The organism is Bradyrhizobium sp. UBA2491 (assembly GCF_002341725.1).
Classification (GTDB): domain Bacteria; phylum Pseudomonadota; class Alphaproteobacteria; order Rhizobiales; family Xanthobacteraceae; genus Bradyrhizobium.
Genome location: NZ_DDOP01000028.1, coordinates 1 through 14,568, shown reverse-complemented (window position 1 = coordinate 14,568; position 14,568 = coordinate 1). Strand labels below are relative to the sequence as shown.

At 65.7% G+C, this 14,568-nt stretch carries 20 protein-coding genes; 7 read left to right on the top strand and 13 right to left on the bottom strand.

The annotated features are described in order from the left end of the window. Nucleotides 1–15 precede the first annotated feature (15 nt). The gene (locus tag B2W55_RS08220; protein WP_024583214.1) at nucleotides 16–414 is read right to left on the bottom strand and encodes a metallopeptidase family protein; all 399 of its coding nucleotides are present in this window, start codon (nucleotides 412–414) and stop codon (nucleotides 16–18) included. Between the two features lie 115 nt (nucleotides 415–529). Here B2W55_RS08220 and B2W55_RS08215 point away from each other — a divergent pair, with 115 nt between their 5' ends. Further along, complete coding sequence (locus B2W55_RS08215; RefSeq protein ID WP_029879677.1) at nucleotides 530–856, top strand: hypothetical protein; 327 nt, start codon at nucleotides 530–532, stop codon at nucleotides 854–856. Here B2W55_RS08215 and B2W55_RS08210 read toward each other — a convergent pair. Continuing rightward, nucleotides 853–1,104 (bottom strand): hypothetical protein, encoded by a 252-nt coding sequence (locus tag B2W55_RS08210; RefSeq protein WP_145987160.1) that lies wholly within the window; start codon nucleotides 1,102–1,104, stop codon nucleotides 853–855. The two genes, B2W55_RS08215 and B2W55_RS08210, sit on opposite strands and share 4 nt — an antisense overlap. A gap of 316 nt (nucleotides 1,105–1,420) precedes the next feature. Here B2W55_RS08210 and B2W55_RS08205 point away from each other — a divergent pair, with 316 nt between their 5' ends. Then, the gene (locus tag B2W55_RS08205; protein ID WP_024583217.1) at nucleotides 1,421–1,651 is read left to right on the top strand and encodes a hypothetical protein; all 231 of its coding nucleotides are present in this window, start codon (nucleotides 1,421–1,423) and stop codon (nucleotides 1,649–1,651) included. A 129-nt stretch (nucleotides 1,652–1,780) separates the two neighbouring features. After that, a complete protein-coding gene (locus B2W55_RS08200; RefSeq protein WP_024583218.1) occupies nucleotides 1,781–2,116 on the top strand; it encodes a hypothetical protein in 336 nt (111 codons plus the stop codon). A 61-nt stretch (nucleotides 2,117–2,177) separates the two neighbouring features. On the opposite strand, the gene B2W55_RS08195 is transcribed toward B2W55_RS08200, so the two are convergent. Then, nucleotides 2,178–2,471 (bottom strand): DUF1330 domain-containing protein, encoded by a 294-nt coding sequence (locus tag B2W55_RS08195; protein WP_024583219.1) that lies wholly within the window; start codon nucleotides 2,469–2,471, stop codon nucleotides 2,178–2,180. 159 nt (nucleotides 2,472–2,630) lie between these two features. On the opposite strand from B2W55_RS08195, the gene B2W55_RS08190 reads away from it, so the two are divergent. Next, complete coding sequence (locus B2W55_RS08190) at nucleotides 2,631–3,206, top strand: hypothetical protein (protein ID WP_024583220.1); 576 nt, start codon at nucleotides 2,631–2,633, stop codon at nucleotides 3,204–3,206. A gap of 119 nt (nucleotides 3,207–3,325) precedes the next feature. Here the strand turns inward: B2W55_RS08190 and B2W55_RS08185 are convergent, their stop codons facing one another. Both B2W55_RS08185 and leuC read right to left on the bottom strand, forming a co-directional pair. After that, nucleotides 3,326–3,538 carry a hypothetical protein gene (locus tag B2W55_RS08185; protein WP_024583221.1) on the bottom strand — a complete coding sequence of 71 codons (213 nt, stop codon included), beginning with the start codon at nucleotides 3,536–3,538 and terminating at the stop codon, nucleotides 3,326–3,328. Nucleotides 3,539–3,742: 204 nt separating this feature from the next. Beyond that, entirely contained in the window at nucleotides 3,743–5,149 is a 1,407-nt protein-coding gene (leuC, locus tag B2W55_RS08180) for a 3-isopropylmalate dehydratase large subunit (protein ID WP_024583222.1), read from the bottom strand. Here leuC and B2W55_RS08175 point away from each other — a divergent pair. Then, a complete protein-coding gene (locus tag B2W55_RS08175; RefSeq protein ID WP_157817084.1) occupies nucleotides 5,148–5,345 on the top strand; it encodes a hypothetical protein in 198 nt (65 codons plus the stop codon). The two genes, leuC and B2W55_RS08175, sit on opposite strands and share 2 nt — an antisense overlap. Before the next feature lie 143 nt (nucleotides 5,346–5,488). On the opposite strand, the gene rplS is transcribed toward B2W55_RS08175, so the two are convergent. The 3 genes from rplS to B2W55_RS08160 all read right to left on the bottom strand — a co-directional run bounded on the left by rplS (nucleotide 5,489) and on the right by B2W55_RS08160 (nucleotide 8,021). Continuing rightward, nucleotides 5,489–5,869 carry a 50S ribosomal protein L19 gene (gene rplS / locus B2W55_RS08170; RefSeq protein WP_024583223.1) on the bottom strand — a complete coding sequence of 127 codons (381 nt, stop codon included), beginning with the start codon at nucleotides 5,867–5,869 and terminating at the stop codon, nucleotides 5,489–5,491. Nucleotides 5,870–5,979: 110 nt separating this feature from the next. Then, the gene (gene trmD, locus B2W55_RS08165; protein WP_024583224.1) at nucleotides 5,980–6,726 is read right to left on the bottom strand and encodes a tRNA (guanosine(37)-N1)-methyltransferase TrmD; all 747 of its coding nucleotides are present in this window, start codon (nucleotides 6,724–6,726) and stop codon (nucleotides 5,980–5,982) included. Nucleotides 6,727–6,821: 95 nt separating this feature from the next. Then, a complete protein-coding gene (locus B2W55_RS08160) occupies nucleotides 6,822–8,021 on the bottom strand; it encodes an MFS transporter (protein ID WP_024583225.1) in 1,200 nt (399 codons plus the stop codon). Between the two features lie 171 nt (nucleotides 8,022–8,192). Here B2W55_RS08160 and gcvA point away from each other — a divergent pair, with 171 nt between their 5' ends. Beyond that, entirely contained in the window at nucleotides 8,193–9,098 is a 906-nt protein-coding gene (gene gcvA / locus B2W55_RS08155) for a transcriptional regulator GcvA (protein WP_024583226.1), read from the top strand. Nucleotides 9,099–9,105: 7 nt separating this feature from the next. Here the strand turns inward: gcvA and rimM are convergent, their stop codons facing one another. The 3 genes from rimM to ffh all read right to left on the bottom strand — a co-directional run bounded on the left by rimM (nucleotide 9,106) and on the right by ffh (nucleotide 11,607). Next, nucleotides 9,106–9,627: a ribosome maturation factor RimM gene (gene rimM, locus B2W55_RS08150; RefSeq protein ID WP_024583227.1), complete on the bottom strand. Its 522-nt coding sequence runs from the start codon at nucleotides 9,625–9,627 to the stop codon at nucleotides 9,106–9,108. A 17-nt stretch (nucleotides 9,628–9,644) separates the two neighbouring features. Further along, nucleotides 9,645–9,977, bottom strand: coding sequence for a 30S ribosomal protein S16 (rpsP, locus tag B2W55_RS08145; RefSeq protein ID WP_024583228.1), 333 nt, complete (start codon nucleotides 9,975–9,977; stop codon nucleotides 9,645–9,647). 82 nt (nucleotides 9,978–10,059) lie between these two features. Next, nucleotides 10,060–11,607, bottom strand: a complete 1,548-nt coding sequence (gene ffh, locus B2W55_RS08140) for a signal recognition particle protein (RefSeq protein ID WP_024583229.1) — start codon at nucleotides 11,605–11,607, stop codon at nucleotides 10,060–10,062. A 464-nt stretch (nucleotides 11,608–12,071) separates the two neighbouring features. On the opposite strand from ffh, the gene B2W55_RS08135 reads away from it, so the two are divergent. Further along, nucleotides 12,072–13,136, top strand: a complete 1,065-nt coding sequence (locus B2W55_RS08135; protein ID WP_024583230.1) for an MBL fold metallo-hydrolase — start codon at nucleotides 12,072–12,074, stop codon at nucleotides 13,134–13,136. 145 nt (nucleotides 13,137–13,281) lie between these two features. Here the strand turns inward: B2W55_RS08135 and B2W55_RS08130 are convergent, their stop codons facing one another. Together B2W55_RS08130 and B2W55_RS08125 are read right to left on the bottom strand one after the other, a co-directional pair. Continuing rightward, complete coding sequence (locus B2W55_RS08130) at nucleotides 13,282–14,001, bottom strand: SIMPL domain-containing protein (RefSeq protein WP_024583231.1); 720 nt, start codon at nucleotides 13,999–14,001, stop codon at nucleotides 13,282–13,284. Between the two features lie 5 nt (nucleotides 14,002–14,006). Beyond that, nucleotides 14,007–14,568, bottom strand: a 562-nt coding sequence (locus B2W55_RS08125) for a GyrI-like domain-containing protein (protein WP_291532210.1), incomplete at its 5' end; no start/stop codon positions are given.

Sequence of the window (14,568 nt, the reverse complement as noted above, 5' to 3'; positions counted from 1 at the left end):
GCCATTTCTGCAAACCTAGCCCGCATCGGCCTCAATCGCCTCCATATCGGCGTCCGACAGGCCGAAATGGTGCCCAATCTCATGGATCAGCACATGGCGGACGATGTGCCCCAGGGTCTCGTCGTGCTCCGACCAGTAGTCCAGGATCGGCCGGCGATAGAGCCAGACCAGGTTCGGCAGCCGGGCGACGTCGCCATGGCTCTGCTGCGGCAGGCCGATGCCGTGGAACAGGCCGAGCAGGTCGAACTCGCTCTCGGCCTGCATGTCGTCGAGCACCTCGTCGGTCGGGAAGTCGTCGACGCGGATGATCAGGCCCTCGCAGAGGGCCCGGAACGTGTCCGGCAGGCGCGCGAAGATCTCGTGCGCCATGGCCTCCATCTCGGCCAGTGACGGGGCTTTGGCTGTGGTCCACATGACACTCCCTTTAGCGCGAGTGCCGCCGGGCGCGCCAGTGCAGTTGACCTTGGCGGCGCAATGGGAGACCGTGCGGCCCGACAATGGGGCTCAAGGACGGGGCTTGGGTGGCGTGATGAAACGGATCGTGGCGGCAGCGCTGTTGGCGGCATCAGTCGGGCTCTCGCTTCCGGCGGGCGAGGCGCAGGCGCAGAGCGCAGCCGCTGAAGCGCGCATCGGCGAGGGAGCCCCGGTGGCGCGCGAGCGTGTCGCCGAGCGCCGTCGGCTCAGGCGCGTGCCGATCTACCGGTCGCGGCCCGATCATTGGGAGCCGGATGTCATCCCGCGCTACAATCCCGGTCCGAACGCGGTGCGCGATTGCACCGCGACCTATGTGCAGGAGCACCGGCCGAGCGGCACCGTGATCACGCCGCGCATGAACTGCTTCTGGCGCCCGGGTTAGCTGCGCGTTCGTCGGCGTGCTGCGCGGATCATCGCGATAGCCGCAATCGCTCCTGCCGTTCCATAGACCACGATCGCCATCAGCATCTGCGTGAGATGGCTCGCCGCTCCCATGCCACCGCCCGGTCCCTGCGAGCCGAGCGCGACATCGGCAAGCATGATGGAACCGCCGAGCGTTGCGAGTGCAAGGTTGAGTGCAAGACCAAGTGCGAGACGAAGCGATCGCCCGCGTGCGCCTGTTCGTGTCACGGCAATCTCCTGCAACGGGAACACGCAAGATACGACGATAGTCTAGGCCTGGTTTTACGCACGATCGGGAAAAAACGCGCGCGGCGCCGGAACCTGATCGCGCCGGCGGCATTCACCATCGTGGCGCAGTTATTCACTTCCCGCTCACGTCGTCCGCATCCTGCTTGCGATCTGCGTCGCGGCAACGGGGGTCGATTCGAATGCTAAAGCGTTTTCAAGCGAAGTGGACACCGGTTCGCGTGAAGAAAACGCGTCAAAGCAAGAAGCTCGAGTCGTCGTTGCAAGACGTGACATCAAGGGATCAAGGAGACAACTCATGAAGGTGATGAAGGTTCTGGGGCTAGCGGCCGTCGGCGCCGTGCTGGTTTTGGCGGCGCCGGCCGAGCGCGCCAACGCGATGTCGCTTGCCACGCCGGGCACCGCGACGACGGTTCAGGACAATGCGAACCGGTCGACCACGCAGGTACGCTATGGCCGCGGTTGGCATCGTGGCTGGGACCGTGGACATCGCCGCGGCTGGGGCCATCGTCGCCACTGGCGCCGCTGATCGCGCGGCGTATCAGCGCAGTTGAGACACAGGCCCGTGAGCAACGGGCCTGTTGTCATTCGTGGCCATCAAACCGGCAGATTCGCCCGCGCGAGATGACATCAATCGAAATCTGCAGGAGTGATCATGATGAGATGGATCGGTGTTGCCGCGGTCGCCTGTGCATTCGCGCTGACGGCGCCGGCATTGGCAACTGCCGCGGCGTCAACCAAGCCGCAGGCTGCGGCGCAATTGCGGCATGCAGGCAAGGCAACTGATTTCAGCGCGCAGCGCCGTCATCACCATTACCATCACCGCCACTATCACCACGGCTATCGACCCTATTATCGGCCGTACTACCGGGCCTATCCCGCCTATCGGCCGTACGGACCCTATTATTACGGGCGTCCCTATGCCTATCAGCCGTATCCGTATCTGGCGCCCGCGCCGTTCACCTTCGGCTTCGGGTTCGGTCCGTTCTGGTAAATGCGTCTGGCCGCACCACACGCGCGAGCAGCTCCGGTCGACGGGTGCTGCTCCTGCGGCGTCAAGGCGCAAAGCCCTTCGCCAGCAGCACGATGCCTTGCGCGCCCGCTTTGCGATCCCGCGAGATCTCGACATACTCAGGCGATTCCGACCAGGCGCGGAACGCGGCTTCGTCGGGGAACGACATCAGCACCAGCTTGTCGCGATCCCAATTGCCTTCGAGCACGGCCGGCTGTTCATCGGCTGACAGCAGCCGCCCGTTGAACTTCCTGAACACATCGAAGAAGCGCGCCTGATACCGATCATAGGCGGCACGGTCGGTCATCTTGAGTTGCACGATCACATAGACAGTCACTGCCGTTCCCTTCCGGACACTTCGTCGCATGCGCCGTGTGCGTTCATGGCGCATTCAGTTGCGCGTTCTTAGCGTCACGCCGGGAGCGACTGCAATGAACGCAATGTGACCGGCTGCCATGCAGCGGGGCCAGATTGCTATTGTCAGGGAGGTTCGGAAATGAGGGAAGGATGTTTGCGGCGCGGGCTGCTGCGCCGTGTCGGTGTTGCGGCGGCCACGGTCTTCGCGTTGTCGATCGCCGCGCAGCAACGTGCCGAAGCGCTGTCGCTGGCGAGCCCGGGCAGCGTGCCGGCGGCGAAATCCGCGGCGGACGCAATGACGACCGAGGTTCGCCACGGTGGCGGCGGCCATGGCCACGGCGGAGGCTTTCATGGCGGAGGCTTCCGCGGCGGTGGCTTCCATGGTGGTGGATTTCACGGCGGCGGTTTCCGCGGCTTCCACGGCGGCGGTTTCCGCGCCGCGCCGGCGTTTCATGGTGGCTATCACCATGGCGGCTTCCAACGCCATTACGGCGGCTATCATCATCGCTTCTACGGCGGCGGTTACGGCTACGGCTATCGGCCCCATTACCGCCGGCACTTCCATCACCGGCGCTACGTCTACGGATCGTCCTACTATTACCCGGCCTATTATCACCATCGCTGCCGGGTGATCTGGACCTACTACGGCCCGCGCCGGATCTGCCGGCCATGGTGGCATCACCGTCACCACTGGCGGCCGTACGGTTATTGGTGAGAGATGAAACGACAGCGGGCGCCAGATGGCGCCCGTTTTGTCAGAGCATGCTTCGCGAAGACTCAGCTGTGAGCATGATCCTTCTCGGAAAACCGGTTCGCACTTTTCCGGATCATGCTTCAGTCCCAGTCCTTCAGCCGCCAGGGCTTGATCTTCCACGGCGTCAGATTTTCCATCCGCCATTGCGTCCAGCGTTCTGGCGGCCAGTGGCCGAGGCGCGAGGTCTCCTTCACCTCGGCAGGCGGCAGATCGATCACGCGTGGGGTGGCGCGGCGGCGCTTCTGTCGCGTCGCCTCGCTGATCATATCGACGAATTCGGATTTGTCGGCCACGGCACTGAGCTCCTTGCGAAGGCTTGGTTTCGCAAGGAGGCAGTGTGCGGGCGCGGCGTTAACGCGCGGTTTCCGGAATGCCGCGAGCTTGAGACGATTTGCCAGAGCGTTTTCGAGCGAAGTGAATACCGGTTCGCATGAAGAACGCGCGTCAAGACAAAAGACCCAGCGTCCCGTTCCGATTCGATCGGAACGGGAAGGGCCCTAGCGCCAGTCGCGGACGTCGACGAAGTGACCGGCGATCGCGGCGGCCGCGGCCATCGCGGGCGACACCAGATGGGTGCGGCCCTTGAAGCCCTGGCGGCCCTCGAAGTTGCGGTTCGAGGTCGAGGCGCAGCGCTCTTCCGGCTTCAGCTTGTCCGGATTCATCGCCAGGCACATCGAGCAGCCCGGCTCGCGCCAGTCGAAGCCGGCCGCAATGAAGATCTTGTCGAGGCCTTCGGCTTCCGCCTGCTCTTTCACGATGCCCGAGCCCGGCACGATCATCGCGTTGACATGGGCGTTGACGGTCTTGCCCTCGGCGATCTTGGCGGCAGCACGCAGATCCTCGATGCGGCCGTTGGTGCAGGAGCCGATGAAGACGCGGTCGAGCTTGATGTCGGTGATCTTGGTGCCGGCAGCCAGGCCCATATATTTCAGCGCACGGTGCTTGGAGAGGCGCTTGGCTTCGTCAGCGATCTTGTCCGGATCGGGCACCACGCCGGTGATCGAGATGACGTCCTCAGGGCTCGTGCCCCAGGTGACGATCGGCGGCAGCTTGGCGGCGTCGAGCCGCAGCTCGTGGTCGAAATGCGCGCCTTCGTCGGAGCGCAGCGTCTCCCAGTAGCGCATCGCGGCATCCCAGGCGGCGCCCTTCGGCGACTTCGGACGATCGCGCAGGAAGTCGAACGCCTTCTGGTCCGGCGCCACCAGGCCGGCGCGCGCGCCGCCTTCGATCGACATGTTGCAGACCGTCATGCGGCCTTCCATCGACAGCGCGCGGATCGCCTCGCCGGCATATTCCAGCACATAGCCGGTGCCGCCGGCGGTGCCGATCTCGCCGATGATCGCCAGGATGATGTCCTTGCCGGTCACGCCGTCCGGCAACTTGCCGTCGACGATCGCGCGCATGTTCTTGGCTTTCTTCTGGATCAGCGTCTGCGTCGCCAGCACGTGCTCGACCTCTGACGTGCCGATGCCGTGCGCCAGCGCGCCGAACGCGCCGTGCGTCGAGGTGTGGCTGTCACCGCAGACGATGGTGGTGCCAGGCAGCGTGAAGCCCTGCTCCGGGCCGATGACGTGGACGATGCCCTGGCGCTTGTCGAATTCGTTGTAATATTCGATGCCGAATTCCTTGGCGTTCTCAGCCATCACCCGCATCTGCTCGATGCTCTCGGGGTCCGGATTGGGCTTCGAGCGGTCGGTGGTCGGGATGTTGTGGTCGACGACGGCGAGCGTCTTCTCCGGCGCGTGCACCTTGCGCCCGGCGGCGCGCAGGCCTTCGAACGCCTGCGGCGAGGTCACCTCGTGCACCAGATGGCGGTCGATATAGAGCAGGCAGGTGCCGTCCTCGGCTTCGTGGACCAGATGGTCGTTCCAGATCTTGTCGTACAGCGTGGTCGGTTTGGACATGAGCTTCGGCTCCAGAAGAAATTCATTGATTGATGGCGTTGAGCGCATCGCGCGCGAGCAGGCGAAAGGGTCCAGGCAGCGTTACGCTGCGGGCCTAAGCTCTGATGTCGCCGACGTCGCGAAGCGTCCGAAGAACCGGCCGGGCAGCCGCGAGCGATCGTCGATCACGACGCGCTTGCAGGGCTGGTTTGCTTGATCCGGAACCATTCTAAATTTCTATCACAGGGCTCGCGCCCGCGACAATCGATCGATGCGCGGACCTGCACGTCAGATAGGTATGCCGCAACAAAAAAGCGCGGGGCAGGCCCCGCGCTTTCCGTCAAACCCTTGCGGGGTGGATTACTCGCCGACGGCGGTCTGGCGGTCCTGCTTCTCGACGATGCGGGCCGACTTGCCGCGCAGGTTGCGCAGGTAATACAGCTTGGCGCGACGCACCTTGCCGCGACGCACCACCTTGATCGAGTCGATCATCGGCGACATCACCGGGAAGACGCGCTCGACGCCTTCGCCATAGGAGATCTTGCGCACGGTGAAGCTCTCGTTGAGGCCGTGGCCGGAGCGGCCGATGCAAACGCCTTCATAGGCCTGCACGCGGGTGCGGTCGCCTTCGACCACCTTCACGTTGACGATCACGGTGTCGCCGGGGCCGAATTCCGGAATGGTCTTGGTGGCGGCGAGCTTGTCGAACTGCTCTTTTTCGAGCTGCTGAATGAGGTTCATCGAAATCTCCATCGGCGGCGCGCCCAGCCTGAATGGGGGCTGCGCAAACGTCCATCTATCCTGCGCGTGTGCGGATTTGGCCGCCCGTATAAGGCAAAGCGCAGGGTTTGTCACCCGTCTGTCGTGTTTTTTGTCCGTCGCGGCGCGGCTTTTTGGCCGGCACGCCTGGCCCAGAGATCCGGCCGCCGGGCCGCCGTCTGGGCCTCGGATTGGGCCAGCCGCCAGGCCGCGACCTTGGCATGGTCGCCGGAAATCAGGATTTCCGGGATCTGGCGGCCCTCAAACTCCTGCGGCCGGGTGTATTGGGGGTATTCCAGTAGTCCTTCGGAGAAGCTTTCCTCGGTTCCCGAGGCCAGCTTGCCCATCACCCCCGGCAACAGACGGACGCAGGCGTCGATCAGCGCCATCGCAGCGATCTCGCCGCCCGACAGCACGTAATCGCCGATCGAGACCTCCTCCAGCCCCCGCGCCTCGATCACCCGCTGGTCGATGCCCTCGAAACGGCCGCAGACGATCAGCGGGCCGGGTCCGGCGGCCAGCTCTATGACCTGGCCCTGGGCCAATGGCCGGCCCCGCGGGCTCATCAGCAGGCGCGGGCGGTCAGCCGCGGCCTCAGCGGCATCGATCGCTGCCGCCAGCACGTCGGCCCGCAGCACCATGCCCGGGCCGCCGCCGGCCGGGGTGTCGTCGACGCTGCGGTGCTTGTCGGTCGCCGACGCCCTGATGTCGCGGGCCTCCAGCGCCCAAAGGCCCGACGCCAGCGCCCTGCCGGCGAGGCTGACGCCGAGCGGTCCCGGAAACATATCCGGGAACAGGGTCAGCACGGTGGCGCGCCAGATGGGCTGTTGCGATGTCATGGCCTCTGGTTACGGCACCACGGCCGTGAGGTCGAGACTCTGCATCAATGAGAAGCGACCCTGGATCTCGGGCTACGGGCTTTGTTGGCTGCGCTTCACGCCGCCTTTGGATCGTCGCCCAGATGCCGGGCGAGGGCTATCGCAAGCGGACAGATCGCGAGCGCCGTCAGCGCGGTCGCAGCCGTCGCGAGCGTCGGGCCGAGCGCATCGCCAAGCAGGCCGTAGATAACAGGCGCGATCGCGCCTGATCCGATGGTGCCCGTATAGAACAGCGCGAAGGCGCGTTCGGTCTGGTGCGGCGGCGTGAGCTCGGGCACCGTGCCATAGAGCACCGAGGAGGTGCCGTTGAGCATCACGCCGAGCAACGGCAGCAGCACGATCGCCGGCGCCAGTGGCAGTAGCAACACCGCGACGATCAGCGTCGCCGTGCCGCCTTCGGTGATCAGCACGGTGCGCAGGGTGCCGACGCGCGCACCGAGCCAGCCGCAGGTGAATTTTCCCGCGGCGCCGCCGATGAAGACCAGCGCCAGCGCAAGGCCGTTGGTCGGCAGCGAGGCGCCCTTGTCGCGCAACAGGAACGGCAGGAAGGTGAGGAAGCCCATCCGCACCGCGGTGTCGAGGATGCCGATCGCGAGCAGCCAGTGAAAGCCGCGGCCCGCGCGCTCGCGGCGCGATGCGGCGGCTTTCTTGTGTTCGGCGCCCTTGCCGACCGCCGGCATCCAGAGCGCGATGCAGGCTGCGACCAGCACGCCCGCCAGCGCCAGCACCAGCAGCGTGTGCCGCCACGTCATGACCACGAGCAGGATCGAGGTCAGGGCCGGAATCGCCGCCTTGCCGAGATCGCCGGTGAAATTGTAGATGCCGAGCGGGCCGCGCGCCGCCGCGCCATACGCACGCGACACCGCAGCGGAGGCGATCGGATGCTGCGTGCTCGAGCCCGCGCCGGAGAGCGCCAGCGCCAGGCCAAGGCCGATCACGCCGCCGGAAAATCCGGCAAGCACGTAGCCGAGCGCCGACAGCGCGGTGCCTGCGATCAGGATGATCTTGCCATCGATCCGCTCGGCGATGCGCCCGACCGGAATCTGCAAACCGGCCATGGCGCCGGCATACAGGCCGCGCAGCAGCGCCAGCAGCCCATAACTCAGGGCGAATTCGGCCTGCCAGACCGGCAGCAGCACGTAGATCAGGTCGGTGTAGCCGTCGTGGAGGGCGTGGTTGAGCCCGGTCACCGTCAGCGTGCGGGTGGCCCGTCGGTCGGCGGGGCGCGAGATGCCGGTTTCCGCTGACACGCTCATTGCCGCCGCTCGATGCAAGAAAATCTATAGATTGGGAGGCGATGCATTTCGCAGAGGTCCTTAAAAAGAAAGCTATGTAAGCAGCTTGCCGGATACTATGCGCCGCTAATGCCGCTGTCACAAATCAGTAATAATCGGATCATGGGTTAGAAAATCTGGTATTGAGGAGTCATGTTCATCCCACGCCGCAGCCTGCCGCCACTCAATGCGGTCCGCGCCTTCGAGGCCGCCGCACGGCTCGGCAGCTTCAAGGAAGCGGCCGCCGAGCTCAGCGTGACCCATGGCGCCGTCAGTCAGCAGATCCGCCTCCTCGAAGAATGGCTCGGTGCGCCGGCCCTGTTCCGGCGGTCAGTGCGGCGCGTGGTGCTGACGCCGGCGGGCGCCGCGCTGCTGGCCGAATTCGCACCCGCGCTCGACCGGATTTCCGCCGCCGTGCAGCAGCATCGCGAGCGGCGCGGCGATACGGCGGTCGCGGTGTTGCGCGTCAATGCGCTCGCGACCTTCAGCCTGCGCTGGCTGCTGCCACGGATGAGCCGGTTTCGCGCCGAGCATCCCGACATCGAGGTGCGCTTGAGCACGTCGAACGATCCGGTCGATGCATTGCCAGAGTCATTCGACGTCGTGATCCGCGGTGGCCCGGATAGTTTTCACGGCTTCTCGTCGCGCTTCCTGGTGTCAGAGCGGCGGTTGCCGGTGTGCAGTCCGTCGTTGCTGGCGCAATTGCCGCTGCATGAGATCGCGGACCTCTCGCGGCACACGCTGCTGCATGTCACGTCGATGCCGCGGTTGTGGCGCGACTGGCTCACCGAGGCCGGGCAATCCGCGCTGGAGCCGGCGGCCTCGCTGACCTTCGATCATTTCTATCTGACGATCCAGGCTGCGCTCGATGGTCTCGGCGTCGCGATGGGGCCGACCGCGTTGATCGCGGACGATCTCGTGGCCGGGCGTCTGGTGACGCCGTTTCCGGACGTCAGCCTGCCGGCGCGGAGTTACTTCGCTTATTTTCCCGCGGGGCGCAGCAACGATCCGCACAGCGCAGTGTTCTGCGACTGGCTCGAGCAGCAGGGCCGAAGCTAAGTTTTGATCAGGCCGCCGACGGATCGTCGCCGTCGATTTCCTGCGGCAGGTCGATCACGACGCGGCCGCCGTCGAGATCGACGGTCGGCACCACGGCGTTGGTGAAGGGCAGCAGCATCGTCGCGCCCTGCGGCGGAGCGATCTCGATGATGTCGCCGGCGCCGAAATTATGGATCGCGATCACCTTGCCGAGCGGCCGGTCGTCCGATGTCACCGCGGCGAGCCCGATCAGGTCGGTGTGGTAGTATTCGCCATCGTCGGTGTCCGGCAGCCGCTCGCGCGGGACGTAGAGCTCGAGGCCGTTGAGCCGTTCGGCATCATCGCGGCTGGCGACGCCCTTCAGCGTCACCACCAGATGGTCCTTGGCCTCACGGAGATGCGTGACCTCGAACTGGCGCGCGCCGTCCTTGGTCATCAGCGGGCCGTAATCCTTCACGGCCAGCGGGTCTTCGGTGAAGGTCCATAGCCTGACGGCGCCGCGCACACCATGCGCAGCGCCGATCCGGGCGACACAGACCGATGCGGCCACGATCGTCGCCGTTCAGCTTACGCCTTGGCGGCGGCTTCGGCCTGCGCCTTGCGCTCCTTGCGCGGCACGGCCTTTTCCGGGTTGTTGCGCGGCGCGCGCTTCTTGACGCCGGCGGCGTCGAGGAAGCGGGTCACGCGGTCCGACGGCTGCGCGCCCTTGGCGAGCCAGGCCTTCACCTTGTCCATGTCGAGCTTCAGACGCGCTTCGCTGTCCTTGGGCAGCAGCGGGTTGAAGTGGCCGAGACGCTCGATGAAACGGCCATCGCGCGGGAAGCGCGAGTCGGCGACGACGACGTGATAGACCGGACGCTTCTTGGTGCCTGCGCGAGCGAGGCGGATAACAACGGACATTCAGTTCTCCTTCAAAGGTCGATGTGTTCGATTGATTGGCATTCCGCGCCGCGCCGGCATCTCAGCCGTCGCGACGAATTCCTCATTTCTTCTTGCCCGGGAAGCCGCCGAGGCCCGGCAGCATCGGCTTGCCGCTGAGGCCGGTCAGGCCCGGAACGTTGGGCAGGCCGCCGCGCAGTCCGGCCGGCAGATCCTTCGGCAGGTTGGGCAGGCCGCCGCCGGCGCCGCCCTGCATCTTCTCGGCGAGCGCCTTCATCTCTTCCGGCGACGGCGGCTTCATACCGCCGCCAAAGCCCATCGCCTGCGCGATGCCGGCGAGCGGACCGCGCTTGCCGCTACCCATGGCCTTCATCATGTCGGCCATGTTCCGATGCATCTTCAGCAGCTTGTTGATCTGCTCGACGTTCTGGCCGGCACCGGCCGCAATCCGCTTCTTGCGGCTCGCTTTCAGGATGTCCGGGTTCTTGCGCTCCTGCCGCGTCATCGAATCGATGATCGCGACCTGGCGCTTCAGGATCTTGTCGTCGATGCCGGCGGCAGCGATCTGGTTCTTCATCTTGGAGATGCCGGGCATCATGCCCATCAGGCCGCCGATGCCGCCCATATTGGCCATCTGCTGTAGCTGCTCGCGCATGTCGTTGAGGTCGAACTGGCCCTTGCGCATGCGCTCGGCGGTGCGCGCGGCCTTTTCGGCGTCGATGTTGGCGGCGGCCTTCTCGACCAGCGAGACGACGTCGCCCATGCCGAGGATGCGGCCGGCGATGCGGCTCGGATGGAAGTCCTCCAGCGCGTCGGTCTTTTCGCCGGTGCCGATCAGCTTGATCGGCTTGCCGGTGACCGCGCGCATCGACAGCGCGGCGCCGCCGCGGCCGTCGCCGTCGACGCGCGTCAGCACGATGCCGGTGAGGCCGACGCGCTCATCGAACGAGCGCGCGAGGTTGACCGCGTCCTGGCCGGTGAGCGAGTCCGCGACCAGCAGCACCTCGTGCGGGTTGGCGGCGGCCTTGATCTCGGCTGCCTCCTTCATCATGTCTTCGTCGAGCGTGGTGCGGCCGGCGGTGTCGAGCAGCACCACGTCGTAACCGCCGAGCTTGCCGGCCTCGAGCGCGCGCTTGGCGATCTGCGGCGGCATCTGGCCGGCGACGATCGGCAGGGTCGGGATGTCGAGGTCGCGGCCGAGCACCGCGAGCTGCTCCATCGCAGCCGGGCGGTAGACGTCGAGCGAGGCCATCAGCACCTTGCGTTTGTCGCGCTGGACCATGCGGCGCGCGAGCTTCGCGGTGGTGGTGGTCTTGCCGGAACCTTGCAGGCCGACCATCATGATCGGAACCGGCGGCACGGAATTGATGTCGATGGTCTGGCCGTCGGAGCCAAGCGTGGCGACCAGTTCGTCATGGACGATTTTGACCACCATCTGGCCCGGCGTCACCGATTTGACGACGGTTGCGCCGATCGCCTGCTCGCGGACCCGGTCGATGAAGCTGCGGACCACCTCGAGCGCGACGTCGGCCTCGAGCAGCGCGCGGCGAACCTCGCGCATCGCGGCATCGACGTCCTTTTCGGTCAGCGCACCGCGCCCCGTCAGACGATCGAGAATGCCACCAAGCCGTTCCGACAGATTGTCGAACAATGCCGTTGTCCTTCGTTGCGCCCGTGAGCGCGCGTCACTCGTTGCTCGTCATACCCCGCGAAAGCGGGGTATCCAGTACGCCGCGGCGGCTCGGTTCAACCCGCGCTGCCTCTGGAGTACTGGATCACCCGCTTTCGCGGGTGATGACCACATAGTCCGCCTTGGAAGCGTGCCAAGACGGCGCGCCAAGACGATGGTCCAAACACTTTCGCGCCCGAGGGCGCATCGCGCTGTCGGGCGTTGGCCTCTGGCCTCCAGGACCAGTGGGCGGGTCGAAAAGACGGAGCTTTCCGAGAAAGTCGCCGCGTTAAACGCTGCCGGGACGGCAAAGTCAAGGAAAGTTTCGCCGCGATTCGCGTGGTCCTGGCTTTAAGGTACTGAAATCACGTCGGTTTGCCGAATTGGTTCCGATTTCGCTGGGGCCACCCATATGAACGGAGCCTGCCTCCTGTTCGGGAACCCGCTTGCCCATCACCCGCCGCCGCGTTCTTGCAACCTTGACCGGAGCCGCCGCTGCGATCGGCGTGCCCTCGATCTGGATGACTTACATGAAAACCTACGACGGCCCCGTCTCGGATCATTTCGACGGCCTGCACTTCTTCGATCCGGATGGTTCGCCGCCGAAGTCGCTCGGCGAGGTGCTGCGTTGGCAGTTAGGGGGACGAGGCAAGCGCGAGGTGTGGCCGGAATGGGCGCCCAGTCCCTATGCCGATACGCCGCCGCCGCGCGTCGAGGGCGACAAGGTGCGGCTGTGCTTCGTCGGCCATGCCAGCTGGCTGATCCAGGCTGGCGGCCTCAACATCCTGGTCGATCCGGTGTGGTCGATGCGGGCCTCGCCGTTCAGCTTCGCCGGTCCCAAGCGGCACAACGATCCCGGCATCGCGTTCGAGAAACTGCCCAAGATCGACGTCGTGCTTGTGTCGCACGGTCACTACGACCATCTCGACACGGCGACGCTGTCGAAACTTGCTGCCGCGTTCGGCCCGCGCGTGATCACGCCGCTCGGCAACGACATCACGATGCGCGCGGCGGATTCCGCGATCAGGGCCGAGGCATTCGACTGGCATCAGCGCGCCGAGCTCGGCAGCGGGCTCGCGGTGACGCTGGTGCCGACGCGGCACTGGTCGGCGCGCGGCCTGTACGATCGCAACAAGGCGCTGTGGGCGAGTTTTGTCCTCGAGACGCCGGGCGGCAAGCTCTACATCGTCTGCGATTCCGGCTATGGCGACGGCCGGCATTTCCGCCGCGTCGCCGACGCGCATGGCCCGTTGCGGCTCGCGATCCTGCCGATCGGCGCCTATGAACCGCGCTGGTTCATGCAGGACCAGCACATGAACCCAGAAGATGCGGTGAAGGCGCTGGCCGATTGCGGCGCAGCCCAGGCGCTGGCGCATCACCACGGCACGTTTCAATTGACCGACGAGGCGATCGACGCGCCTGTGATTGCGCTGGGTGAGGCGCTGGATGCGGCGAAAGTGCCGCGGGAGAGGTTCTTGACGCTGAAGCCGGGACAGGTGTTCGAGATTTGACAGCTGTCGTCCCGGGCAAGCGAAGCGCGACCCGGGACCCATAACCACAAAGGCTGATTGTCGGACAACGCTGGAGCCACAGCCCGCTAGAACGACTGGGGCCTGTGGTTATGGGTCCCTGCTTTCGCAGGGACGACAGCCGGGCTTATTGATTGGCCTTGATCGCCCAGGAGACGCTCACATTGACCGTCAGCGTTTCCTCGCCCTGCGCGACCGGCGTGGGTGCAGCGAATCCTGCCGTGGCCATCTTGGCGCGGAACATCGGAACAGGCGCCGAGCCGACTTCCGAAATGCTCAGCGGCGCGCCGAGGGTGACGCCGGCGGCTTTGGCGTAGATCTCGGCCTTGCGGCGGGCATCGGCGACCGCCTTCTCGCGGGCGTCGTCGAGCAGCTTGGAGGCCTGCGACACCGAGAAGTTGATGCCGCCGATGTCGTTGGCGCCGGCGCCGACCAGGACGTCGATCACGCTGGCGACCTTGCTGACGTCATGCAGCCTGATCGTGACGCGGTTGCTCGCGTGGTAGCCGACGATGCTCGGCGGCGCGGTCGGCGACGATGGCGGACGGTTGGCGAATTGCGGCTGCAGCGACAGCCGCGAGGTCTGATAGTCCTTCTCCGCGATCCCGGCGCCCTTCAGCGCCGCCAGCACCTTGCCCATCGTCACGTTGTTGGCGTCGGAGGCCTCGCGCGCGGTCTTGGCGTCGGTGGTGACGCCGGCATCGAGCTGGGCCTGGTCGGGCGGCACCGAGACGGTGGCCTCGCCCGTGACAGAAATCGCTGGCGGGAAGTCGGAATCGGCCATTGCGGGGGCGGCGAGCAGGGTGGTTGCGAGGAGGGCGGCGGCAAACGGGAGGCGATGGGTCATCTGGCTCACTTCAGGGGGACATAGACGTTGATCACAAGCTTGTCTTCGGCAGTCTTCAGCGGATCGGTGATGTATTCCTCGATAAAGGTGTCCTTGGCTTCGAGCTTCTTGTCGTCGAGGTGATTGGTGATCGCCTCATAGGTGTTGTCCATGTTGTCGTAGGAGCCGCGATGGACGAACTTCAGCGCCTTGCCGTCGGGCGAATTGCCCATGCTCATGCTCTTGCCGAGGTTCTTCACGTCCTGGTCGACCGGGATTTCGGCAATGAAGGTGAAGCCGGTATCGTCGGTCGACGTGTAGACGATCATCGGATTGCCTGACGCCTTGATGCCATCCTTGTCGAGCAGCGCGGTGAGCTGCTTGAACGCCTCGATCAGCGCGTCGAAGGCCGAATCCCAGTTCGCGGTGCCCTTCAGCATCACGACCTTTTTCGGCTCCAGCGTGAACGGCTCGCCGAACGGATCGGCGGTCTGGACCGGCGCGGCCGGCGGCGTCGGGCTCTGCGATGCGGCAGGACTGTCGGCTGGCGACTTGGTCTCGGCCGGCGGGGGCACCGGGGTTGCCGAG